A 22,535-nucleotide genomic window follows, 5' to 3' on the forward strand; every position below is an offset into this window, starting at 1 on the left:
TGCGTCCGCCGCTCTGCTGGCCGCGTGCGCCGGGTCGCATAGCTCGGAGAACCGGGTTTCAAACGAGGAGCGAGGACCGACCATGAGTATCACCATGCAGCAGGCGGCGGATCGTGCGGATACCATGCTCGATGCCACCCTCGACGCTATCAAGCCCGAGGTGCACTGGACACACAGTGGGACGTCCACGGGTGCTTGCGATGTGTCCCGCTCGCGTACAGTGATGACGATCATCTCCAAGGAACGGCGAGGGAACTTCCTCGGGGTGGTGCAGCGTTTCTGGGAGAAGAGTGGGTACAGAATCAAGTCCGTGAACAAGAGTGAGAGATTTCCTGCTATTTTCGCTCAGTCGGCTGATGGATTTGGAATCTCTCTGGTTGTGGGTGGATCAGGGCAAGTCGCATTCGAGGTGGATTCCCCCTGCGCTAAACCTTCCAAGGTGGGAGACCCGACCACGCACCCCAACGGACCCAACTACGACTACCCCGTTCCCCGCCCGAACGTGCACTCCGATTTCTGGTCGTCAACCACGCCGATCGCCTCAGCTTCACCCGGGGACAAGAGCTGAGCAGGTGGCGCGCGAGGCGGGCAGGGTGCCGATCCCGCTCTGTTATCGCTCGTTCTGGTGCGGGCTGGGTATGCCTGCCGTGAAACCGTGCCATGCCCCTGCGGATATCTGGATCTGCGCCACCGTCGGCTGCTTCGAGTCTCGGAGGAGTAGGCCCGACGGCACGAAGGCGGCTTCCAGGCACTCGGTGGCGTTGGCGCCGCTGTATGACGACTTGAACCAGGTGGGCTCGCGGGGTGGCTGACGGTCGATGGACATTCACATCTCCTCGCGAGTGTCATGGATCATGGCGAACGAAGCTTCGAGGTCCAAGGCTTGTGCCTGAAGGTACTCGAACGCAAGTCTGTAGCGGTCAAGTTCCTCATCCTTCTCCAGGAACAGGGAGCCCGCGTGGAAGTCGACGTACACCACATCGAGGGCCGGCTCGGGGCCGCCGATGATGACGAAGCTGCCCAGAGCGGCACCGTGAGCACCCTTGGAGAACGGCAGCACCTGAAGGGTGATGTTGGGCGACTCTGCCGCTTCCAGTAGCCTATCCAACTGCTCCCGCATGATCTGCGGTGTACCGACGACGCGGCGGATCACGGACTCGTCGAGGATCGCCCACAGGTGCGGCGGGTTCGGGCGGGTGAGGATCTCCTGCCGCTTCATGCGGATGTCGACGTATCGTTCGATCTCACGCGGCTCGAGCGAGAGTTCATTGGCCTTCTGCAATGTGGTGCTGTACGCGCGCGTTTGGAGGAGTCCGGGGATGTAGACACACGAGAAGTGGCTTTCCCTCACGGCATCGTCCTCCAGCGTGAGCAGTAGGTTCATGCTCTCCGGAATGGAGTCGGCGAACGACCTCCACCACCCCTGTTGCTTGGCGTCCTTGGCGAGCCGGACAACGGCATCACGCTCGACGTCAGTTGCTCCGTATGCACGACACAGGGCGTCGATGACGATCCACTTCACCGGGCCGGCCTGAGTCTCATACCGGCTGACCGTTGCCCTGGACACCCCGACCAGTTGGCCTGCTTCCTCCAGCGTGAGTCCCTTGCGAGCTCGCATCTTCCTCATGGTCGCCCCGAGTTGGCGACGCCGTGTGGTGGTTCGTTCCGACAATGCGGCTCCCTCGCCGTGCACCGGGCGGCAGCCCGGAAGATGCCCACAGGCTATGGAGTGGGCAAGCCGCTCACCAGCGGATTCACTCGATCGAGTCAGGAGAGAATTCACACGACAAGAGTTCTCTGTGTCATGCTCGTCGTCGGATCGCTACGCAGTGCAGCCGTGCGGACACGGTGGGCGCAGCACATGCGTGGCCTGGGAGGGAGAAGTGGTCATGTACGGCTGCGAGGTCACCGAACCCCGGCTCCGCTGCGTCCTGCCGTTCGAGGCGGCGCCCGCCGAAGTGGGGACGCTCAGGAGAGCCGCCGTCGCACAGCTCCGCCGCTGGGGTGTGCCGGTGGCCCACGACGAGGCCGCACTGCTCGTCACGGAGTTGGCGACGAACGTCGTCAAGCACGTCGGCGCTGGGGCATCGGCGGCGCTGATCCTGGAGTGGAGGGGCGAGCGACTGCGGCTCGAACTCCACGACAAGAGCAGCGCGGTTCCGGCGCTCAAGGCGGCTACGCGCGACGAGGAGTGCGGGCGCGGGCTCCAACTGCTCGACTCGCTTGCGGTGGACTGGGGTTCCGTCCTGACGGCAGGTGGCAAGTCCGTATGGTGCGAGGTTTCGTTGGGTGGCGGGCAAGGCTGCCGCCGTGTTGAGCGGGCCGCGGAGATGCTTGAGAACTATCAGGTCGGCCGCGGTGAACGCTCCCCGGAGGCCGGGAAGCGAGATCTCGGCATGGAGGAGTCCGCGGTCAAACTGATCGCTGATCTGCTCCACTGGACCGCCGCCCAGGGCCGTGACCCGGACGACATCCTCGACCGGGCCCAGATGTGTTACGAGGCCGAGGCGGCCTAGACCGTTGGAGGGACGGGGTGGTGGATGCCGGGCTGGTCGCCGGTGTGGCCGATTCGGTGTAGAGCGGCCGGTGACGTGGTTCTGGTTCGCCCACCGGGCTGGGCCAGCCCGAGAACCACGTCACCGGTTTCCCGCCTCGGTTATCCGAGAGACGACGTCAGTCGTTCACCGCATCCGCGAAGAATCCCAGGCCGGGATCGTCAGGCGTGCCGATCAGCAGGGCGCGGTCGAGGAGGGTGTTGTTGGTCTCGCAGCTCGTCTCCGGGAGCAGCACACAGGCGTGACATGCAGCGAGGTTGAGGCTGTCCGTGCCGCTGGCTTCGGACTCCATGCAGAGCGGGTCGTTGGAGCACCACTCGGCGCGCTGCAGCGCAGAGCGCAGGGCGATCTCGAGGCGACGGGGTTCTCCCTGGGCGACAATACCGCCGAGGCTGCCCGCGGAGTCGCTGGTGGCGGTGTAGATGAGGATGCCCGCCATGTCGTCGCCCGCGTAGAGCCGCTCACGCAACGACGCGGCCGGGTAGCCGCCGTCCAGGCTCCACTCGTTGATCAGGACATGGGCGAGCGTGTGCAGCAGGAGGTACCGAGGGGAGACCGGGGAGACAGGAACCGGCTTCTCCGAGTCGCCGGCTCGCTTGCGCAGCCACGCCGTGTGACTTTCGCGAATGCGCTGTGCCCGGGCGAGGGGACTGGGCTGCTGCTCCCATTCCTTGAGCTGGTTGTCGTCCAGGCGCAGGAAGACTCCCTCGCCGCTGACCTCGATGGCTGGGAGCCAGTCGAGCTTTGCTGCCGACAGGGGGGCGCGACGGTGGACGTCGTCCGCTGTGCTGGGCTCATCGACGCGGGTGAAGCTCTGCAGGGCCCGAACCTCGCGCAGTCGCTTGACCAGCATGACCTGGTCCAGTCCGTACTGTTCCTGCAGCGCCGAGTTGCTGGCGTCTGGCGGCTCGCAGACGAAGTCCTGGTTTCCGGCTTCCTCCCGCTCGGGGTGGTCCTTCTGGAGGCTGAGGTACTCCTCCCTGTAGATCGTTTCGCGGGCGGAGCTCTCCACGACGGGCTCGGCCGCGAGCTCGGCGTCCTCGCGTCTGAGTTTCTCCACCAGAGCGACGACCTCGTCGGGGGTGTACTCGGGGTGGTGGTCGAGGATCTTCTCGATCCGGAGGTACGCCCGGATGTCCCCCGGGCTCTCGTCCTTCAACTTGTCGTAGATGGGGGCGACGACCTTGGTGAGCCCCTCGCTCCACGGCGGGATGGACAGGGCCGAGTGGACGACGGGGAACCACACCGACGACGAACCTCGCTGGAGGGTGCGTGGTGGCTCCTGGCAGGACTCCACAGGAGCCCCCTTGATCCACGGACGCCTGCCCGAGCACCGGACGCCGAGGTTCCTCAGTGCCTGCCGCCGGAAAGCGCCCTCCATGGAGACCTCCTTCGCGCCGCAGCTGCAACTGATCAGGACGGCACGCAGCGAGGCGGTGGAGCCGTCCGCGCGGAACCTCAGCTCGCCGCCGCACAGGCCTCCGCCGGCGTATTCGGTGCCGCGGTGGACCCACTTCCAGTACGGGAAGTCGTCGAGGTGCCCATGGGTGCAGGCCATGACGAAGCGGGAGGGAACGAGGTCCTCCTGGCAGATCGAGCACTCGGCTTTGCCCGCCGGGGAGTTGAACTTGCGGAACGGCTGTAGCGCCCGGCACTCGGGACAGGAGTACATGAGGGGGAACCGAGCGGCGCGCACGCCGTCGGTTGCCAGGTCCGGGTCGGGCGCCGGAGGGAGGCGGAAGCCTTTGACACCGAGCGGCCGAGCGAGGCGCGGCTCCCAGATCCAAGGTGCCTCGGAGACGTTCCAGGAAGCGAGTCCAGAGACGATGAAGGACTCGTTCTCCACCGCGATCATGGCACCCACGCCGTAGGTGGTGATCAACTGGGCCCGGCGGATCTCGCCGAGTCTGCGCGCGGTGCGGACAGGGGCGGTGCCCATGCCGCGGCGACGGGTGCGGGGCGGGAACGGGCTCATTGTCACGACTCCAGGAAGAAGGTGGACGAGGCGTCGACGTCGCGAAGGCTCCACAGGGTGGGCCAACCGGCCGTGTCGTTGGGGTCGTCGTCGAATCCGCTGAGCAGGGCGGGGATGCCGCTGCTGCGCCGAGCCTCGTAGACCAGGTTCGGCCGTTCTGCTGCCTCGGTCTGCCACCAGGAGACGAAGGCGTCGAAAGCGCGGGCCGTGGGCTGTACCTCGGTCCCGGTGGTGTCGACCGTGGCCACGCGGGCGAGGACGACCGGGCGGACGAGGGCCTTCAGATCGTCGACGAAGGTGTCGATGTCGCGTGCGGCTTCATTGGGACGGGCGGCGGGCAGCAGGATTCTGGCGAGAGCAACTATCACTGCGTGCAGTCCGCGGTCGCGGGCTCGGGCGGAGAACGGGGTGACGCTGGTGGACTCGACTTCCCGATAGAGCGCGGAGTGGAAGTGCTGGAAACTCTCGTAGTGCGAGCGGTCGCGTGAGCGGGTGGAGTTGAGCATGACCGCGACCAAGCCTGGGTGGCGGCGCCCGACGCGACTCGTCGCCTGGATGTATTCGGCGGTGGTCTGAGGCTGGCCCATGACGGCCATGAGGCCGAGTCGGTCCACGTCCACGCCGACAGAGATCATGTTGGTGGCGAGCAGCACGTCCAGAACGTCCGACATCGGCAGGTGCCGTTCGACCTCCTTGAGTCGCTTGGGGATGTCGCTGGCGTTCGCCCGGCTGCTGAGCTCGGTGAGGCCGTCGATCCGGCGGGGCTTGACGCCGTCGCGGGTGGCTAGGTACTCCAAACGGTCCTGGACGTCGTCGAGCACCTGGAGCTCCGCTGCGGACAGCAGGCGCAGGCTGTTGAAATAGCCGACCAGGGTCCAGTAGGCGTCCTTCACCTCGTCCGGTGCCTCGCAGGTGAACGCCCGGTGGAGCAGGGCGGCGTATACCCTGATCAGCAGGGTGGACTGGCTGGTGCTGGACGTGAACAGGCCGACGTAGCGTCGGGCGGCCTTGCGGTCCCGGGGCGTCTCCACGGCGAACCAGGAGTCCCGGGAGTCCAATCCCCCTGGCGGGAACTGGCTGACCTCGCGACCGAACAGGTGGTTGCCCTGCTCGTCGGCGCGGCGGATCGTGGCGGTCGAAGCGATCACCTTCGGCTGGTCGGCGAGGGCGTCGACGGCGGTCTCGTACAGGCCTGTGAGCGTGCCCAACGGGCCCGAGATCAGGTGCAGTTCGTCCTGGACGATCAACTCGGGCGGCTTGGTGCCGTCCTCGCGGTCCCGGTTGAACAGGGCTGCTGTCGCGGGCCGCCAGGGCATGGCGGCGAACTTGTCGACAGTGGCGATGATGAGAGTCGGGCGGGCGTGGTAGACCGCCTCGTCGATGAGGTGGACCGGCAGGCCGGAGTGGAAGTCGCAGATCGAGTCCGGACAGCGGATTGCCATCCTCAGGAGGTGTTCCTCGACCTCGTAGTCTTTGGCGTCCAGGGCGGCGCCGCACCAAGGGCAGGTTTCCAGCTGGACGGGGTTCTCCTTCTCCAGGCGCTTGCCGGGAGCGGCTCGAAGCTCGGTGAGCTTCCTGGCCGCGGCGTCCAGAGTGTTGGGAGTGGCGGACTTTCCGACCCACATGCCGATGGAGATCGGCTCACTGCCCAAGGTCTTCGGGTCCATGGCGCGTATGCGCTCCATCGCGCAGATCAGCGCGGCGGCGCGCTCGAACTGCTGGAGCGTCAGCAGTCGGAGCGTATAGCGCATGAGCACCGTGACTCCGGCGCCCGCCGCGCCATCGCGCATGCGGCGAAGGAAGGTGGTGAAGGCGATCAGGCCGAGGTATGCCTCGGTCTTGCCGCCGCCGGTGGGGAACCAGAGCAGATCGGCGATGCCGCGGTCGGTGTGGTTGGCATCCACGATGCCTTCCAGGCACAGCAGAAGGAAGGAGATCTGGAAGGGCCTCCACTTCCCCTTCTCGACGGCGGGGGTTCCTGGTTTGCCGTCCTTGATCCACGAGGTGCGGGCACGCTGCTCCGCCATGGCGAGGTTGGCGTGCCGGAACGCCTTCATGATCTCGGGTCGGCGGGGGTCGGCCAGCAGGTCCACACCGCGGTGCATACGCTGCAGCGCGCGGCGGCACAGCGCGAGCTGTTCCCGGGCGGCCTCCTCGTGCTCGCTGCCGCGGAGGGGCTCCGCCTGGGCCGTCTGAGCGTCGATCCATGCCTCGTAGCCGACCAGCAGCCCGCGCAGCGCGGCGATGATATCGACGTCGGGTGCGGTGCCCAGCCCCTGCATGGTCAGTGCGCGGTCGTCGATCTCAGGGTTGGAGTCGGTGAGCAGCACCTCGTGGGAGGGGACGAACTCGGTGCGCACAGCAGCCACGGCAGCTCGGTCGTGTTCGTTCTCGCCGATCGGCGGTGGGGTCCAGTCCCAGTGGGCGGCGCAGCCGTGGCCGGTCGCGAAACTGGGGGCGTGACGGTGGAGCAGGCGGCTGAGCGCCTGCTCCTTGTCGACGGCGCCGAGAGCGGCCGGGCGCTCCACGAACGGGGCAGAGCCGTCGTGCGGGGCGGTGGCCTCCAGGACGGGCTGGTAGAAGCAGTGCGCGTCGCGAAGGTCGAACCTGCCCACTCGCAGGCTGTTGACCACGGTGACGGTCACCGTCACCGTCCCGTGCGGTCCGGTCGCCGGGCGTGTCACAACGCGCAGCTCCAAGCCCGGGTGGAGGGCGACGGGTTCGTGGACGCGGGGGACGGTGACGTCCACGACGACCGGGGCCAGACGCAACGCGACGCGACGCCAGTGCTCCCGCTGTTCCTCGGTGCTGCGAACCTCGGTGCGGCGGGCCGCGATCGGGTTGCCCTCGGAGTCCTCGGGAGCATACGTGGCCGCGCGGACGGTCAACACGATGCTGCCGCTGATCGCGGGGTCCACAGCGAAGGTCAAGCCCATCGAGGAGGGCCTGCGGATATTGGCCAGGGCAACGCCGAGGTCCTGGGACGCCTCCTCGCCGTCCCGTCGAGCGGTGAGAGGGGCCTCGTCCTGGCCGTCGACTTCGGAGTCCGCGTCGGAGTTCTCCGCCCGTGCCTCGTCGTCCTCGGGCTGGGGGAAGAGCACGCCAACCGGGTAGACGGTGATCGGAGCGTCATCCTTAAGGATCTCGTGCTCTCCGCCGACCGGTCCCAGCAGGTCGGTGCGGAGGGAGTCGAGGAGGGTGTCGCGCAGCTCGTAGTGAGCCTTGTAATCCGTCGTACTCACGAGTCGCTGTCTCCTGAAAACGTACTGTCGTTGGATTCAGTGTCGGCGGCCCACCGAAAGCGTCCGAGGCCACTGATTCGGGGTGCGAGCCAGCACCCGTGCGCCCCGAGGCCGGCACGGGTGCTGGCGGCGGTGCTTCCAGCGACGCTCTCCACACCATCCAGGCGGAGTCCGGTGATGAGGTGGGGCCAGTTGCGGACCTCCCACGCCGCGTTGCGGCGCAGGAGTCGATGGAGATCGCGGCGGAACCGCTCAGAGACCTCGCCGATCGGGAGGCCAGCATGGACAACGCCGTAGGGCGGGGTCTGGTCCTCGGCTGCGGGAAGGTGGTGCAGCAACTTCAAATCCACAGGATCCCCCGACTTCGCCTCATGCCGAAGGTACTTCTGAAGTGCCACCGGATCCTCGTGGATGCCGTGCACCCCCGGCGGGTGCTCGTGGCACACGTCTTGCCCGAGGGCCTCCATGCCGTTACGTGCCCAGGAGTTGCGGCCAGCGACGTACCACCGGTCCAGGCGCTGGTCCTTGCGCAGGAACCAAGTGGCGGGTGCGTCGAGGCGATACAGGTCGTCACGGGGCCGAGTCATGGCGACGTACAGGAGCCGTGCCTCAGCGGGCGGGTCGTAGTCGTATTTCTTCTTCGCCGTGCGGCGGGGTGCGACGAGCTGAGGAGGTTCGACGATCAGGACGCGGTCGAACTCCAGTCCCTTCGCTCGATGCACCGTGGATATCACCAGGCTTGCGGGCTCGGGTGCGGTGAGCTCGTCGGGCAGCTGGCCCTCGGCGACCGCGCGGTGCAGAGCGGGGATGTCCAGGGTGGCGCGCGAGCCCCTGGCGACTTTGCGCAGGGAGCGCCACAGTGCGTCCGAGGTGACCTCGGGCGGCAACTCCAGATCCGCCAGGAGTTCGACGAACCGCTCCTGGGTGAGGGAGGACGCGCCGGTCGCGCCAAGCAGGCCGGCGATCCAGGCCGGGGCCGGGCGGTCTTGGGCGGACCGCTGCAACGTGTGTGGGACGTCGGCCTCGGCCAGCAGCTCGGACATTCTCAGGGCCTGCCCGTTGTCCCGGCACAGGATCGCGGTGGTACCGGGGAAATGACGAAGGGAGTCCTGGACGAAGGCTTCCGTCAGCTCACCGAAGTGCGGGGCTTCCATCAGGCGGGCACGCAGCTCGGAGTGGATCCGCTCCCCCTCCGCAGCGGCCTCCACCGCGTCGCCGGGGAGCTGCTGGAGCGCGGCGCCGAACGGCAACGCGACCCGCGCCTCGGGTGTGCGGGCCCGGAAGTTGTCGCCCAGGTGCAGTTCGACCAGGTCCTCCCCGTAGGAGGCGCGCACCCAGTCGAAGAAGTAGTTCATCTCCTGTGCGCGCTGCTTCGGGTCCGACACCTGGAATCCGTACACCGCCTGTGCCGCGTCGCCGACGACGGTGAAGCCGCAGCTGCGGGAGAACCGGTCGAGCAGTTCCTCCACCATTTCGCGGCGTACCCCGACGAGGTCCTGCACCTCGTCGATGACCACGTGCCCGGGCGGCCCCTGCTCACTGTCCTCGACCGCACCTTGCCCGATGGCCTCGGTGGCCGCCTCGATGCGCTGGTCGAAAGTGGTTCCCCTCCAATCCGTGTTCGGATACGCCCGAGCCAGCAACGACGCGGCCCAGGAGTCGAAGGTCTGGGCACGGACCCGGCGCGCGGCATCTCCGTGTCGGTCGACGCGCTCGCGCAGTTCCCGCACTGCGGCCTGGGAGAAGCTCAGCACAAGGATCTCAGCGGCCTCCAACCCCTCCCGTTCCACGAGCACGTCCAGACGGCGGACCAGGGTGTGGGTCTTGCCCGCGCCGGCTCCGGCGGTGACCAGCACTCGGGCGTCCCACGGCTGGTCCACCACGGCCTGCTGGTCCGGAGTGAGCCGGTGCTGTTCCAGGATGGGCGACGTCACCGCTCTGCTCCCCACAGGTACTCGAACTTGGTGAAGGCAAGGGACTCACCGTAGTTGGTGATGTTGTCCCGGACGTTCAGGATCAGGCAGGTGTCCTTGCCGCCGTTGCGCGGCCCGCGCAGTCCACGGCCGATCATCTGCTGGTAGACGTTCGCGCTGTAGGTCGGACGGGCGACGACGACGGCGCGTGTCGCAGGCGCGTCGAAGCCCTGGGTGAGTACGCCGTAGTTGGTGATCACCTGGATCTCACCCTTGCGGAAGTCGTCGACGCGCTTGCGACGCTCGGCTGCGGGCGTCGCGGAATCGATCGCGGAGGCCTTGATCCCGCGGTCCCCCAGCTTGGCCGCGAGGAACTTGGCGTGCGCGACGGAGGTGGCGAACACCAGCACCGGCCAGTCGGCGGGCATGGCGGCGATCTCGTCCACGATGCGCTGGTTGCGTTCGTGATCGTCCGCCAGGCGCTGCTCCGCCCCCTTGGGCAGGAGACCGGCGAACTGCTCGGACCGGCTCAGTTCGTCAACGCTCAGCTGGATCGTGGCACCCGCCAGTTCCCGATGCTCGACCTGTGCCAGCACACCGAGATGCTGCAGCTGCTTGATCGCAGCGGCGAGGTCACCGTCGAAGACACCCGTGTCGATCCGGCTCCCGAAGCGCTGGACCAGTAGCCGGGTGAGTTCCTCGTTGTTCCGGTAGGGCGTGGCGGTGAGGCCGATCAGGTGACGGCTGGTCCGGTGGTGCGTGAGCCCCAACTGCTCGAGGATCGACGTGTATCGCGGTGACATGGCGCCGTGCGCCTCGTCGACGATCACGAGAGCCGCATCACGCAACCAGTCGTAGTCGTCAGTTTCCAAGCAGATCTGCAGTTTCGCGTCCGTGGCCACGACTAGATGGGGACGCCCGTCCACTCGCGTCGCCTCGTTGGACGACCACAACCGGCTGATCACCAGCGGCATCTCCGCGCCGACCTTCGACCAGACGAACTTCCAGCTCTGCACGGCCTGCTCGCACAGCTCCTCGGTCTGCGCGATCCAGAGCACGGGGCCACGCAGACGGCCCTGCTCGCGGATCCATCGAATCACGCCCTCGGACGTGACCCGTGTCTTGCCGGCGCCGGTCGGCAGGCTCAACATGCCACGCTGCGGCATCGGGTTGTCCAGCAGGTTGAAGAGCGCGCGGGCCAACTGTTCCTGATAGTCGTGCAGGGCGGGGAACTCGGACGGCCCTTCCACCTCGAGACGCGGGTCGAGCGCCGGGACCCTGGCCCCTGCGAAGGAGTCCGGGAAGCCGAGGTCCGTGACAAACTTCAGCGCCTTTGAACCACCGGTGAAGGAAGTGGGCGCGATGCCGGGGAACTCCATGGCCAGATCCCGTGCGTGGATACGCAGAACGGACTCGCCGTGGGCGTTGAAGGCCATCTCCGCGACGCGTCGCGCATCCGGTTCCACACCCTGCTCGCTCAGTTCGCTGGCGATGAGCCCGGGCGGCAACTCACCGCGGAGCTGCTCCTCGCTGATCAGCAGAGCGATCTTGTCGATGATGCTCTCGGCTTCGCGCACCTCGCGCAGCCGGGCGCGGACCTCCAGGTTCTGCTCCTGACGGGTCTGGAGGTCGATGACCTGTCGACAGCCTGCGGGGCCGATGTTCCAGCCGAACTCCTTGTCCGCCGCTTCCAGGACCTCCTGACGGCTGAGGGAGTCCAGCACGAGCAGGGTGTGACCCTGCTTGGCCGCCGACAGAGGGATCAAGGTGTTCCCGAGAGGCGTGCGGGTGGTCTGCTCCAGCTCGGTGCAGCGCTGGATCTTCCGGCCCTGGACCGCGTTGCCGATCCGCGCGCGCACGGTCGGGAACTCGTCGTTCAGTGGGACCGCAGGGCCGTTGGCGACCTTGCGGATGCTCTTGGTGATGACGTCGGCGACCTTGAGCATCCCCCATTCCTCGATCATCTGCTTCGCAGTCGCCGCATCCGACCTGTCGGCGACCAACAAGGCGGGAAGCTGCTCACGGATCAGCTCCTTGTAGTCGGCCTCGTTCGTCGCGACGGCGATGTCGGCGTCGGGACGAAACCCCCAGGAACTCCCGATCCGGCACCGTGTCGAGACCCCCTCGGGAAACTCCAGGCCGACTCGCAGCAGCAGGGCGTAGGCGCGACCGACGAAGGCGTCGTCCTCGCTCTCCAGCACGCGATCGAGAAGCTTGCCCCACCGCGCGCGAGGAACCTCGTCGGCCACGGTGGGCATCCGAAGTCTCCTAGCCTTCTCCGGACTGATTTCCGCGACCGGAAGGACACCGGCGTACTCCTTCAGCTGCGGGCCGACGGCCTCGGCGATCCGGGTCAGACCCTGGGAGGTGCGAACCAGGCCGTACTTGTTCACCATCCACCGCAACGGGGAGACCACAGGCGTACGGGTACTGCTCTGAGCGCCGTACTGCCGAGTCCAACTCTCCACCACACCCGCGTCGGGGATCGCTGCCACGAACGCGGCGCGCCCCTCCTCCGAGAGCAGACTGAGCAGGTGGAGGGGACCGGCAGGGGGAGCACCCTCCAGCGTGAGGCGGCTTCGCGCAGTGCGAGGAGCGTTCGTAGGCAGCTTCCGGAGGTATGCGTCGTGGACGGCCTGCTGGTATTCCTCGAACCAGGCCTCACCATCAGGGCGGTGCCCCGATGTCGGACGGTCGTGCAGCCCGAGGTCGCGGAACACCGGTTGATCGGCCGCGTGGAATTCCAGGTCCACCGCAATCGACCGGTCCCGGCTTCCGTCACCGGGCACGACAGGGCCCGGCAGCAGGCAGTCGCGCATCGGACGGAAACGCCCGTCCACGGTACGCACCTGGAGCACGCCGAGCGGGTTCGGAGACTTTGCACGGATACGCTCCACCTGGGCGTTGCCCCCCGCGCTGCGCAGCAGCACCCAGAACTTCGACCACGAATGGCTCGTGTAGTCCGCGAAGCCTTGGTCCAGCACTCCCTGGAAGCGCCCTTGGGCGTCCGCCACCCGGATTCCGACCGCGTGCAGGTGACGACCCATCTCCGGCAGGTCGGAAATCCGCGTGTCCACGTAGACCATGTCGTCTCGGAGGTCGTCCTCGGACGTCCGGTGGTAGACCTTTCCGGCGCCGGGTGCGACCATCCCGTGGGACTCCGTGAGAACGATGCGGGACTGTCGAGCCGCCGCCGTCAACGGGGAGTCCGAGGTACGTCGATCCCCCTGGTCCTTGGCCACCATCGCGGACAGGATCCGAATGGCATGACAGGACGCCTCGGGAGAACCGTCGACGACGAGCGCCTCGAGCCAGGTCTTGACGTCCTCGGCCTTCTGCTTCTCCACGCTCAGGATGTGTTCCATCTTGCCGTGGCGCAGATCGGTCGCGTCGACGGACCAGTGAACCCAGTTCGTCGGACGCCCCGGGTACTCGGCCCAGATGCGCAGCCAGCTCGCGTCGAGGCCCTTGGGGTGGATGAGGAGTTCGCGCGGAACGCGCAGTTCACCATTCTGATCGGGCAGCGAGGGGCGCTGCGACGCCGTCTGCCAGACCTGACGGAGCAGGTAGTCGTCGGCCCAGTTGATGAACTCGTTGGTCCTGCCCGGGAGCAGCGGGAGATAAGCGGCAGGGTCTTCCGCGGGAGCGAGCTGAGGCAGGGAGCCCACGATGAGCCGGGCCGCGACCTGGAGCAGTTCGCGGTTGAACGCGCTGCCGTCGAGCAGGTTCTGCCGGTCCTCGTTGGTCTTCCACGCGGCGTTGAGGTAGCCGGTCAGGGAGACGGGGTACTTGGTCGGGAAAAAGGACCAGAATTCGCCACGCCCCGGGGGCACGGTGAACAGCCCGTCCTTGACGGTGTACTCGGGCACCGCCCAGGAGACGTCGATGATTCCGCGGTCATGGAGTTCTCCCGCACTGCTGCGTGCCTCCGCCGTCGGAATGTGTTCGAGGGCGTAGACCCTCCACTGCGCGATGTACGGCTTCGCGCCTCGACGGATCTCCCGAATCGTCCGGTGAATGCCGTCGTTCTCCACCGTGATCTCGCGCCGCACCGGCGGCCTGGGACGGTCGTCCAACAGCAGGACCTGGCCGACGTGGGAGGAGAAGAGCTGGAATCCGGTGGGGAACCCGTCGACCGTTCTTCCGTCACGGTACCTGTGCCCGGCGATGTCGTGCCCCAGGCGCTCGGCAGCGCCAGGAAGCAGGGGGAGGCGGACGACAGTGGTGGCCCAGCGGAGCAGGCTGTCGAGCATCGGGTCGTCGGAGCGCTCCTGGTCCATGTCGAGCGGACGAGCCATGCGCAGCACGGGGGTGTCCATGTCCAGCGCTCCCTCCGCCCCCAAGGCCTTCGCGATCTCTTCCGCGGACCAGACCCGATCGAACCCGAAGCTGCCGGTGCGGCTGAAGAACTCGGGGGTGTCGCTCACGGAGAGGACGGATTTGACACCGACTCCGAAGCGGCCGATCTGCCCACCGCGCTTCCGGGAAACGCTCATGCGGAGAATTGTCTCGGCGCCCTCCGGCGTGACCGGCGACCCCTCGTTCGCGCAGTAGAGGTAGTCGGCTGTCAGCACCACATGGAGCTTCCCGCCGGGTGCGGCAGCAATCTCGTCCGCGGCGTTCTGAACGAGCTCGAACAACTGTCGGTCGCCGTAACCACCCTGGGTGATGCGCCTCTCGTTGTTCGCATGCTCCTGCACGAGTCCAGGATCGACTCGATAAGTCTCCAGAACCCGAGCCGACTGCTCAAGAACCTTTGCGATGACAGGGGAGTTGGAGGTGATGCCGGACTGCTGGTCGCTCATGAATACCTGCTTCAGTGATGCTTCGACGGGACGAGGTAGGGGTCGCCGGCCGGTGCACGTCCGGCCGGCGACCAACGCTGTAAGAACGCGCGACTACTTCTCGAACCTGAGGACGATGACGAGGCTGATGGTCACGCGCACCTCACGAGAACGCGTGCGCCTGCGGTGCCGAACGGAGGCGGACTGCGGGCCGCCCGGCGGGGCCGTCAGGGCGCGACGACCCGAGCGCGGGCGGCGCCTGGTCGGGCGGAAGATCTCGACGCCAGCGTCTCGTGCGGCCGAGGGATGCGGACGCGCTCCCCTCGCCGCCTCGCGCTCCTGCCAGCGACGCCATCGCTGAATCTGCTCCATGGCAATACCGAACGCGGCCAAGAAATCGGTGCGCTGTTCGGGATCCTCAATGCTGTCGTACGTCCTGAGGATCCAGGTGATTCTTTCCTCGCTGAAGTCCATCACGGATTTGCCCCCCTGTACGGAATCTGTTACGGAAACGCTCGGCCCAGCTAGGCCATTTCTTCTCCAAGCCCCACCATGCGGCGTACAGACATTGCGTCGGTGCAGCCTCCACATCCGGTTCGAGACAGAGCTTTCCCCCAGAACTGGGGGCGTGGTTCGAGTCCCGGATCGACGGCGTACGCCTGGAGAACGCGGGAGGACTGATCGAGCACGGTATCGAGCACAGGCTTCGGTTCGGGTGACACGGGGCTCCGATCCTTGAAGGAAACGGCCTGGTGGAACGACGTCGTTGGGGATGTCGGGTGGAGCGGGCGCCCGGCCGGTGGGGAGTCGGGCTGTGACTCGTGCGGTTGTTGGGACGGACGCTGCCGCGGTGACGGCGGTTCCGGCGTGCGTCACGCGCTTTTCATGAAGAGACGAAAGGGGATTTCGTTAGAGACATGACAATACGGACAATTGGACGCGGGGTTTGTGTGAGGGGTCCGGGAAAGAGCGACATCGGGCACGCGAAAGGTGCTGCGCACTGACTGTTGTGAACCGTCGGAAATGCGTCGAATGCGAAGACGGCACACTTCTACCAAGGCTTCGGGGATTCTCATTCCACCGAACGGGTGGGGCCGCTGGGAAAGACCGTAGCGGTTGTGTCGGGAGTCCGCAAGGGGGTTCGAGAGGGAGGTGTTCATTGGCGGGACGTAAGGGGATGAAGGGGGTGAAATGGGGCCTGTTGCACCTTGAATGCACTTCGATGCCGCGGAGAAGGTTGTCAAAGGCTGTTTGACAGTGGTCACTCTGTCAAATGCCCAGGTATGGTGGCCTGGCCGCCCACGTACGCGCACGACCCGAGAGCAGGTGACCGTGGAAGCAACCGAGGACTTCGGCCCATGGCTGGCACGGCAGTTGAAGCTCGCCGACATGACGCAGACCGAACTGGCCAAAGCCGTCGACGTGACGCGCGCGGCGGTCTCGGCGTGGATCACCGGGAGGGCCACGCCGCGTCCCGAGACCATCGCGGGCATCGCCCGGGCCCTGAACACTGATCTGGCCACGGTGCACACCCGTACCAGCGACACCCAGGCCGGCCTGCCCGTCCGCTGGTACCACCGCCCCGGACATCTGGACGGCGGACGGGAGTTGGGCAACGCCGCCGCGTTCGCCTTCGACGCCGACGTGTCCGTGCTGGCCCGGGAGACCTGCCAGAACAGCCTCGACGAGCGTCTCCGGGACAACGGCCGTCCGGTGCGCGTGCGTTACACCCTGCACGAGCTGACCGGGGAGACCCTGGCGAAGTTTCGCGAGGCCATCCTGTGGGACGACCTCTTCCCCCACTACGAGGCAGCCGCCGCCCAGCAGCAGAAGGTCGGCCGGACCATCGACGCCGGGGTGCGCGACATGTACGAGCGCGACCGGCTCGTCCTGCTGCGCGTCGACGACTACAACGCCGCCGGTCTGACGGGCGACGACTACGGCGACGGTCGCTTCGCCGCGGTGGTGAGGCGTCAGCTCGACAGCCACAAGTCCGGTGGTTCGGCGGGCGGTTCGTACGGCCTGGGCAAGGCCACCCTGTGGGCCACGAGCCGACTGGGCCTCGTGCTCATGAACTCCACACTGTCGGAACCGCACGAGGGCCGCACCGAGCGCCGGTTGATCGGACGCCTGGACCTGCCCTGGCGCGAGGTCCACGGTCGGCCCTGGGCAGGGCCGGCGTGGCTGGGGCGGCCCGATCCGGAGTCCGAGGGCGCCGCCGTGGCCCGCTCCTGGTGGGCGGACGAGGATCAGGTCGAGTCCCTCCATCTGACCCGTGAGAGTGCTGAGCCCGGTACCTCGTTCCTGATCGTGGGGGCCCACGACGTGGCGAGCCTCGCGGACGAGAGCGACGAGGACGATGAGGACGACGGCATCGTGCTGATGCACAAGAGGCTCCTGCGAGCGCTGGGCAGGAACTTCTGGGCCGCCATGACCGGCGGCGGAGACCAACTGCCTCTGCTGGAAGCTTCCGTGCGCACCATGCGGAACGGCGAGGTGGTCATCGCGGATCAGCGTGTGGATCCCACGGTCACCCAACCGTCCCGCACCCGCGCCCTGAAGGCGTACCTCGACGGCACGACCGTGGAGCAACTCACGGAGTCCGGGCAGGTGGCCGCCGTCACCGTGCCGCTCAACCTGCCGGCCAAGGGCGGCGGACGGGCCTCCCAGCGAGAGCACCGCGCCGTGCTCCTGGTCACGGACGCCGAGGACCCGGACGGTAAGCCGAACCGCGTCGCGGCGATGCGCGGCAACCGCATGACGGTGCGGGATGCGGCGGTTCCCGGCCTGCCGCTGTCCGTCAACCCCTTCCAGGCGGTCCTGTTGGCCGGCACGGCCGCGGGTCCGCGGGCCCCGTTCGGCGTCGAGGCAGAGGAGTTCCTGCGAGCCGCCGAACCTCCGGAGCACAACAAGTGGGGACAGACGGAGGAGTTGAACCTCACCTACTCACCTTCGGCCTACCGGAGGATCGCGGCCCTCACCCGGGACACCAACGCGGCGATCAAGGAGCTGGTGGCCCGTCCCAAGAAGAAGTCCAAGGCGGGCGGCGGTCGTCTGGCGCCCAAACTGACCGTCGGCGCTCAGAAGAAGGCGCGTCGGCCCTCGGCGGCCACCCTGCCCGTCTTGGAGGATCTGGACGCCAAGGTGCACGACGACGGGGCCTGGGAGGTGACCGGCGAGATTCGGATCCCCGCGGGTGGCCACTCCTGGCGACTGGTGCCGGTGGCCAAGTTCGACGTGCGCTCCGGCCCACGTCCGGCCGTCGCCTGGTCGGAGCTCGAAGGCGTGGAGAACTGCCAAGTGGTGGACGGCGCACTGCGTTTCGACGAGGCACGCTCCGCCGTGTTCCGCGGCGTCACCGATCCCACCACGCACGCCGTCCGGACCAGCCTGAGCGGTCTCGTCGTCGAACTGCGCACCGGGGAAGGGGAGTCGCTGTCATGAAGGTGTTCCCGTACGAACGGCTCCGCGGCACGGTCTCCCTGCGGGTGGACGCGGCGAGCGTCAAGGCCCTCGAGCAGTCGCGTGAACGGCTCGACTCCCGGGCACGCTCCGTGGTCGAGCGTGTCGTCGTCCTCGGCCTGGCCGACACGGAGGACTGGGAGACGGCCACGCTGACCGTCTCGGCCACGATCCCCTCGAAGGCCACCGAACCGGACGGCCCTTGGTCAGACGTCGTGGTGGTCGCCGTGCTAACCGACAGGACCACCAACACCCGCGTCACCGTGAAGCTCGCCCCCGAGGCCGAGGGCGGACGCGAGTGGCGCGGCGATCTGCACGTGCTGCGTACCGACCTCTTCGACCGCGCCACCCTCACGGTCCAGGTGGTGGCCACGGTCGACGGAGTGCAGGGACGGATCATCGCGGAGGCGGCCGACGACTGGATCGTCGATGCCAGGAGCGACACACCGGCGCGGGAGCAGAGCTTTGACATCAAGGAGGTCGGCTTCGCCAAGGGGCCGGGCTGGCTGCGGAAGTTCACCGACGCTCCGTGGATCGTGAACGCGTCTGGGATGCTGCCCACCGTGCACATCAACACCGACTTCGCGGGCATCACGGACGTCCTCGGGGCCGAGGGGCGGGGCCCCGAGGCGCTGGTGAACGAGATGATGGTGTCCCAGATGGCCGCCGACGTGTGGATCGCTGTCTTCCACTCGGCCGTCGGCGACCTGGAGATGGAGGACGACGGGACCCCGCTGTTCCCGCACGGTTGGCAGGGCGAGGTGCTCAGGGAGATGCTTCCCGATGTCGTGCCCGATAGGACCTTGGAGGACGCCTTGCGCGAGGTGCACCGCCGCCGTACGGGCCCGACGGGATGGACCGAGCTGCAACCGCGCATCCAGTACGCGGCAATGCGCAGGGCCGACTTGCCCAGGGCACTCTCGGACACGGTACGCAGTCTGGAAAAGCTCAAGCGTGAGGACGAGGTATGACCCAGGCCCCCGATTACCTGCCGGAACATCTAGCCCGGCTTTCCGACGAGGAGGCCGTGCGGTTCCTCACGGACGGCCTCCTCGCGGGGAAGGACAACGTCCCGGTGATCGCGCTCAACGAGGCCGCCGTGCCGCTGCCCGAGAGCCCGCGATGGCGACTGCGCGCGGTACGGGAGCTGATCGAGGACGCGATGTACGTGTATCGGGACGACCGCCCGACGCAGGCGGACGCCTGGCTCGCTCCCCGACTGCACGCGACCCTTCGCCTGACGCGTGCCGAGGCCGCGGACCCCGCGCTGTGGAACTACCTCGCCCTCGGGGTCGCCCCCGACTTCGTGGTCTGGCGGCACCTCTCCGAGCAGCGGAAGACCGTCAACGCGCGCTATTTCAAGGGCCCGTACCACAAGCAGGCGTTCGCCCGGCTCTGGTGGTCCGCCGAACTGTTCCGCGACGGGCCCGACTACGAACCCGTCGAGATCGCCTGCGGCAACCAGGACATGCTGAACACGGTGCTGAGGCTGGATGTCATCGACCATCGGCCCACCGCGCAGGCACTGGTCCACCTGATGCGGCGTGAGGTCGTGCGGACGGGCCGCGACGCGAACGCCCTGGGCAAGGCCGTCAACGCGGCCGCCGCGACCTTGATGTACGACGTGATCGCCCCGGACGCGGAGCGGGACACAGGTGCCGTGCGGAGATGGATCGACGAGGCGGAGACGGGTGTCACGGTGCACCGCCACTCCCTCCCCGTCGGGCCTGTGGAGGAGCGGGCCCCGGAGACGTCGGTGGAACGTCTCACGGAACACTTCACGGAACTCTTCGCGGACGCGCCCGTGCGGGGCAAGGAAGCGAGCGAGGAGGACATGGAGGACGACTGATCCGCGCCCCCACTGCGGCTGCGGCTCCTACTGCGGCTGCGGAGGCCGCCAGGACCGCAGCGCCTCGACGGCGCGTTCCTTGTGGCCGTCGTCCAGCCGCAGGGCGGCGCACAGGACGTTCACGGCGAGGAGCGGTGGGATCGCGTTGCCGATCTGCTGCGCCACGTCGGTGCCCCGCCAGGGGTACTCCGCGGGGAAAGTCTGCAGCAGGCCGGCCTCGCGGAACGTGAAGCGGTCTTGTTCCGGCCCCAGTTCGGGCTCGCCCTGTGCGTTGAAGCCCTTGAGGTCGAACAGCGTGTTGCGGCGCACCTTGCCGGTGACGGTGGCGGCGGGCGAGTGGGAGGTGCGGAGTCCTCGCTTCTTGGGGTCGCCCCCGGAGCCGTAGTTGGAGCGGACGACGAAGTCCGTGGAGCGCGACTCCTTGAGCGCGTCGCCCATGGAGACCCAGGGCCGTACCGGGCGGGCACCCAGGTCCGGGCCGTCGAAGAGCGATTTCTGCCCCGGGTCGGCCGCTTCTGTCGCGGCTTCCGCCCGGGCGGCGGACAGACGCTGCGCCCCCTTGTGATACCGCTGGTGCGTCAGCGGCGGGAAGGCCACCCCATGGCCGCCGTCGTCGCCCCGGTGACGGGCGATCAGCACTGCGCGGCGGCGCGTCTGCGGCACCCCGTACTCCTCGGTGTGCAGGATGCCGCACTCCGCGTCGTAGCCCAGCTCGCGAAGGATCTCGCGGTACTTCTTCCACACGGGGAGGACGGTCGGGACCTGCTCCAGAATCACGACCTCGTAGGGGACGGACTTGATCCGCTTCTCGACGATCCACCGCAGGGGTTGGAGCACCAGCCCCGTGCGTTCGTCGGCCCACGCCAGCTCGACTGCTCTGCGTTCCACCTCGGCCCAGGTCTTCTCCAGCTTTGCGACCGTGTGGCAGTCCCCCACGCGCTCGGCGAGGTCGGTCACCTCGTCGAGCGCCTTGTGACCCTCCCGGTTGCCAGCCACCGAGTAGGTCTGACAGGGCGGGCCTCCGGTGAGGACACGAGCCGAGCCCACCTCCGGATCCAGCGGGTTCATCTTCGCCACGTCGCCCTCCGCGGTGGTGCGGAGACCGGCGGCGTGCCGGGTGGCGCGGGTTGATCTATCCCATTCGATACCGATTGCGGGTACTCCGAGCACCTCGGCCGCGATGTCCAGCCCCCCCGGTCCCGCGAAAAGATCGACGATCACGGGGGAATCGGGGCCTGCGTACGGATGGGGTGCGTGGGTCATGGGGGGAGTGTAGCCGGCCGGGGAACCAGCGGCTCCCCTGATCGCGAGGCTGGTCGAGGTCCCGCCTCGACTGCTCTGACCAGCGGAATCATCGCTCACGACCGTAGAGCGTCCGCGATCGCCGAGCCGAGCGCCTCGCCGACCGGCGGCGGTGAGGCATGGCCGATCTGCCGGTAGCGGGCAGTCTTCTTCCCGGTGATCTCCCATTCTGCGGGGAAGCCTTGGAGCAGAGCCGCCTGGTCCACCGTGATCCGTACCATGCCCTCCCTTCCGAGTGCGGGGTCCCAGTGGAAGTCGGGGCCGGGGATTCTGTCGCCCAGCGAGTGGGCGTTGACCCCCATGCCGGCCCATTTCCTTTTGGTCCCGGAGGGTCCCAGATCGGCCCCGCCGCGATTCTTCGACCCGCCGACCAGCGTCGGTGCCACGGACACCGCCTGGGCCGCCCAGCGATCGGCGTCCTCCCAGCCGCGTGACCCCATGGAGGACCCCAGGGCCGTCCCGACCGGCACATGCCTCGACACGGTGGGGGAGGGCGCCCGGAAGGCGGGGAACCACTCCTTCTGCAGGGCCACCAAGATCCCCTGCCTGCGGTCCTGCGGCACTCCGAAGTCCGCGGCGTTGAGGACGAACCAGCTGAACTCGTAACCGAGGTGCTTCAGTTCGGCGCGGGCGAAGTCGTGGAAGCCCGAGAACTTCTCCGGGTCCGCGAGACCGGGCACGTTCTCGACCAGAACCGCCCGGGGCCTGATCGCGTGGGCGAGAAAGACTGCGGCCTTCAACAGCCGTTCCTCCGCGCCCGACTCGGTGCGCGCGGCCGTGGCGTTCGACTTCACCCTCGGCGGCCCCGCCGACAGAAGATCCACGTCGTAGCACTCACGGTGCTCACTGGGATCGAAGTCAAGAAGATCGGCCTCGAGCACGTTCCAGTGCGGTCGGTTGGCCCGCAGGGTACGGCAGGCGTCGGCGTCCTCGTCCAGCAGCAGCGTCGCCTCGAAACCGGCACGCTCCAGCCCTAGGGCGAGCCCACCGGCCCCCGAGCACACGTCGACGAACGTCAGCGCCCTCATGGAGCAGGTCCCCCCTCATCCTCGTCTTTGTCCGGCGGCCCTACGCCGCTCCACCGCCGCGGCGACGCGCAGAGCCACGTCCTCGGCCGTCTCGTGCTCCCAGAAGCGCAGGACTTCCCACCCGGCGGCCTCGAGATGCGCGGTAGTTTCCAGGTCACGCGCCATGTTCCGGTCCAGCTTCTGCCGCCACCAGTCCGCGTTCGACTTCGGCTGGGTCGCGTGCAGGGGACAGCCGTGCCAGAAGCATCCGTCGATCAGGACGGCCACCTTGACCGACGTGAAGGCCACGTCGATCCGGCGCCGGGTCATCCCCGGCACGGGGTACTCCACGCGATAGCGCAGACCGGCCGCGTGCAGCAGCCGTCGGACGGCGAGTTCGGCGGCCGTGTCCTTGCTGACCTGCCTGCTCATACGTGCGGAGACAG

At 67.8% G+C, this 22,535-nt stretch carries 15 protein-coding genes; 5 read left to right on the top strand and 10 right to left on the bottom strand.

Annotated features, from left to right (window positions below; translation table 11 throughout):
* The first annotated feature begins 82 nt into the window (after positions 1–82).
* Complete coding sequence (locus tag ACSYGN_RS25375) at positions 83–568, top strand: ARID/BRIGHT DNA-binding domain-containing protein (protein WP_460399401.1); 486 nt, start codon at positions 83–85, stop codon at positions 566–568.
* Positions 569–610: 42 nt separating this feature from the next.
* Here ACSYGN_RS25375 and ACSYGN_RS25380 read toward each other — a convergent pair whose 3' ends face one another.
* Both ACSYGN_RS25380 and ACSYGN_RS25385 read right to left on the bottom strand, forming a co-directional pair.
* Positions 611–826: a DUF397 domain-containing protein gene (locus ACSYGN_RS25380; RefSeq protein ID WP_460399403.1), complete on the bottom strand. Its 216-nt coding sequence runs from the start codon at positions 824–826 to the stop codon at positions 611–613.
* Entirely contained in the window at positions 827–1,672 is an 846-nt protein-coding gene (locus tag ACSYGN_RS25385) for a helix-turn-helix domain-containing protein (protein WP_460399405.1), read from the bottom strand. It lies immediately after the preceding gene.
* Between the two features lie 217 nt (positions 1,673–1,889).
* Here ACSYGN_RS25385 and ACSYGN_RS25390 point away from each other — a divergent pair, with 217 nt between their 5' ends.
* Positions 1,890–2,516 (top strand): ATP-binding protein, encoded by a 627-nt coding sequence (locus tag ACSYGN_RS25390; RefSeq protein ID WP_460399408.1) that lies wholly within the window; start codon positions 1,890–1,892, stop codon positions 2,514–2,516.
* A 157-nt stretch (positions 2,517–2,673) separates the two neighbouring features.
* On the opposite strand, the gene drmB is transcribed toward ACSYGN_RS25390, so the two are convergent.
* The 5 genes from drmB to ACSYGN_RS25415 form a co-directional block, all read right to left on the bottom strand.
* The gene (drmB, locus tag ACSYGN_RS25395; RefSeq protein WP_460399410.1) at positions 2,674–4,530 is read right to left on the bottom strand and encodes a DrmB family protein; all 1,857 of its coding nucleotides are present in this window, start codon (positions 4,528–4,530) and stop codon (positions 2,674–2,676) included.
* 2 nt (positions 4,531–4,532) lie between these two features.
* Positions 4,533–7,772: a helicase-related protein gene (locus ACSYGN_RS25400; RefSeq protein WP_460399412.1), complete on the bottom strand. Its 3,240-nt coding sequence runs from the start codon at positions 7,770–7,772 to the stop codon at positions 4,533–4,535.
* Positions 7,769–9,706: a UvrD-helicase domain-containing protein gene (locus ACSYGN_RS25405; protein WP_460399414.1), complete on the bottom strand. Its 1,938-nt coding sequence runs from the start codon at positions 9,704–9,706 to the stop codon at positions 7,769–7,771. The genes ACSYGN_RS25400 and ACSYGN_RS25405 overlap by 4 nt, the downstream gene beginning before the upstream one ends.
* Positions 9,703–14,490, bottom strand: a complete 4,788-nt coding sequence (locus tag ACSYGN_RS25410; RefSeq protein ID WP_460399416.1) for a DEAD/DEAH box helicase — start codon at positions 14,488–14,490, stop codon at positions 9,703–9,705. Before ACSYGN_RS25410 ends, ACSYGN_RS25405 begins: the two co-directional genes overlap by 4 nt.
* A gap of 93 nt (positions 14,491–14,583) precedes the next feature.
* A complete protein-coding gene (locus ACSYGN_RS25415) occupies positions 14,584–14,943 on the bottom strand; it encodes a hypothetical protein (protein WP_460399418.1) in 360 nt (119 codons plus the stop codon).
* 858 nt (positions 14,944–15,801) lie between these two features.
* Between ACSYGN_RS25415 and ACSYGN_RS25420 the strand changes: the two genes are divergently transcribed.
* Genes ACSYGN_RS25420 through ACSYGN_RS25430 form a run of 3 tightly spaced genes read left to right on the top strand, consistent with a single transcriptional unit; the run spans position 15,802 to position 19,780 of the window.
* On the top strand, positions 15,802–17,913 hold the full coding sequence (locus tag ACSYGN_RS25420; protein WP_460403725.1) for a helix-turn-helix transcriptional regulator: 2,112 nt from the start codon (positions 15,802–15,804) through the stop codon (positions 17,911–17,913).
* A complete protein-coding gene (locus ACSYGN_RS25425; RefSeq protein ID WP_460399420.1) occupies positions 17,910–18,902 on the top strand; it encodes a hypothetical protein in 993 nt (330 codons plus the stop codon). The genes ACSYGN_RS25420 and ACSYGN_RS25425 overlap by 4 nt, the downstream gene beginning before the upstream one ends.
* Positions 18,899–19,780 carry a DUF6339 family protein gene (locus tag ACSYGN_RS25430; RefSeq protein WP_460399422.1) on the top strand — a complete coding sequence of 294 codons (882 nt, stop codon included), beginning with the start codon at positions 18,899–18,901 and terminating at the stop codon, positions 19,778–19,780. Before ACSYGN_RS25425 ends, ACSYGN_RS25430 begins: the two co-directional genes overlap by 4 nt.
* Positions 19,781–19,807: 27 nt before the next feature.
* Here ACSYGN_RS25430 and ACSYGN_RS25435 read toward each other — a convergent pair whose 3' ends face one another.
* From ACSYGN_RS25435 to ACSYGN_RS25445, 3 genes are all read right to left on the bottom strand, one after another.
* The gene (locus ACSYGN_RS25435; protein WP_460399424.1) at positions 19,808–21,043 is read right to left on the bottom strand and encodes a DNA cytosine methyltransferase; all 1,236 of its coding nucleotides are present in this window, start codon (positions 21,041–21,043) and stop codon (positions 19,808–19,810) included.
* A gap of 95 nt (positions 21,044–21,138) precedes the next feature.
* Positions 21,139–22,110 (bottom strand): DNA cytosine methyltransferase, encoded by a 972-nt coding sequence (locus tag ACSYGN_RS25440; RefSeq protein ID WP_460399426.1) that lies wholly within the window; start codon positions 22,108–22,110, stop codon positions 21,139–21,141.
* A gap of 15 nt (positions 22,111–22,125) precedes the next feature.
* On the bottom strand, positions 22,126–22,521 hold the full coding sequence (locus ACSYGN_RS25445; RefSeq protein WP_460399428.1) for a very short patch repair endonuclease: 396 nt from the start codon (positions 22,519–22,521) through the stop codon (positions 22,126–22,128).
* Positions 22,522–22,535: the final 14 nt, after the last annotated feature.

The sequence above is a fragment of the Streptomyces sp. YIM S03343 genome, assembly GCF_054729195.1.

Bases quoted from the DNA above. Each gene is read 5' to 3' on its own strand.
- ACSYGN_RS25375 (WP_460399401.1), top strand. From the start codon at position 83: ATGAGTATCACCATGCAGCAGGCGGCGGATCGTGCGGATACCATGCTC.
- ACSYGN_RS25380 (WP_460399403.1), bottom strand. From the start codon at position 826: ATGTCCATCGACCGTCAGCCACCCCGCGAGCCCACCTGGTTCAAGTCG.
- ACSYGN_RS25390 (WP_460399408.1), top strand. From the start codon at position 1,890: ATGTACGGCTGCGAGGTCACCGAACCCCGGCTCCGCTGCGTCCTGCCG.
- drmB (WP_460399410.1), bottom strand. From the start codon at position 4,530: ATGAGCCCGTTCCCGCCCCGCACCCGTCGCCGCGGCATGGGCACCGCC.
- ACSYGN_RS25410 (WP_460399416.1), bottom strand. From the start codon at position 14,490: ATGAGCGACCAGCAGTCCGGCATCACCTCCAACTCCCCTGTCATCGCA.
- ACSYGN_RS25415 (WP_460399418.1), bottom strand. From the start codon at position 14,943: ATGGACTTCAGCGAGGAAAGAATCACCTGGATCCTCAGGACGTACGAC.
- ACSYGN_RS25425 (WP_460399420.1), top strand. From the start codon at position 17,910: ATGAAGGTGTTCCCGTACGAACGGCTCCGCGGCACGGTCTCCCTGCGG.
- ACSYGN_RS25430 (WP_460399422.1), top strand. From the start codon at position 18,899: ATGACCCAGGCCCCCGATTACCTGCCGGAACATCTAGCCCGGCTTTCC.
- ACSYGN_RS25435 (WP_460399424.1), bottom strand. From the start codon at position 21,043: ATGACCCACGCACCCCATCCGTACGCAGGCCCCGATTCCCCCGTGATC.
- ACSYGN_RS25440 (WP_460399426.1), bottom strand. From the start codon at position 22,110: ATGAGGGCGCTGACGTTCGTCGACGTGTGCTCGGGGGCCGGTGGGCTC.
- ACSYGN_RS25445 (WP_460399428.1), bottom strand. From the start codon at position 22,521: ATGAGCAGGCAGGTCAGCAAGGACACGGCCGCCGAACTCGCCGTCCGA.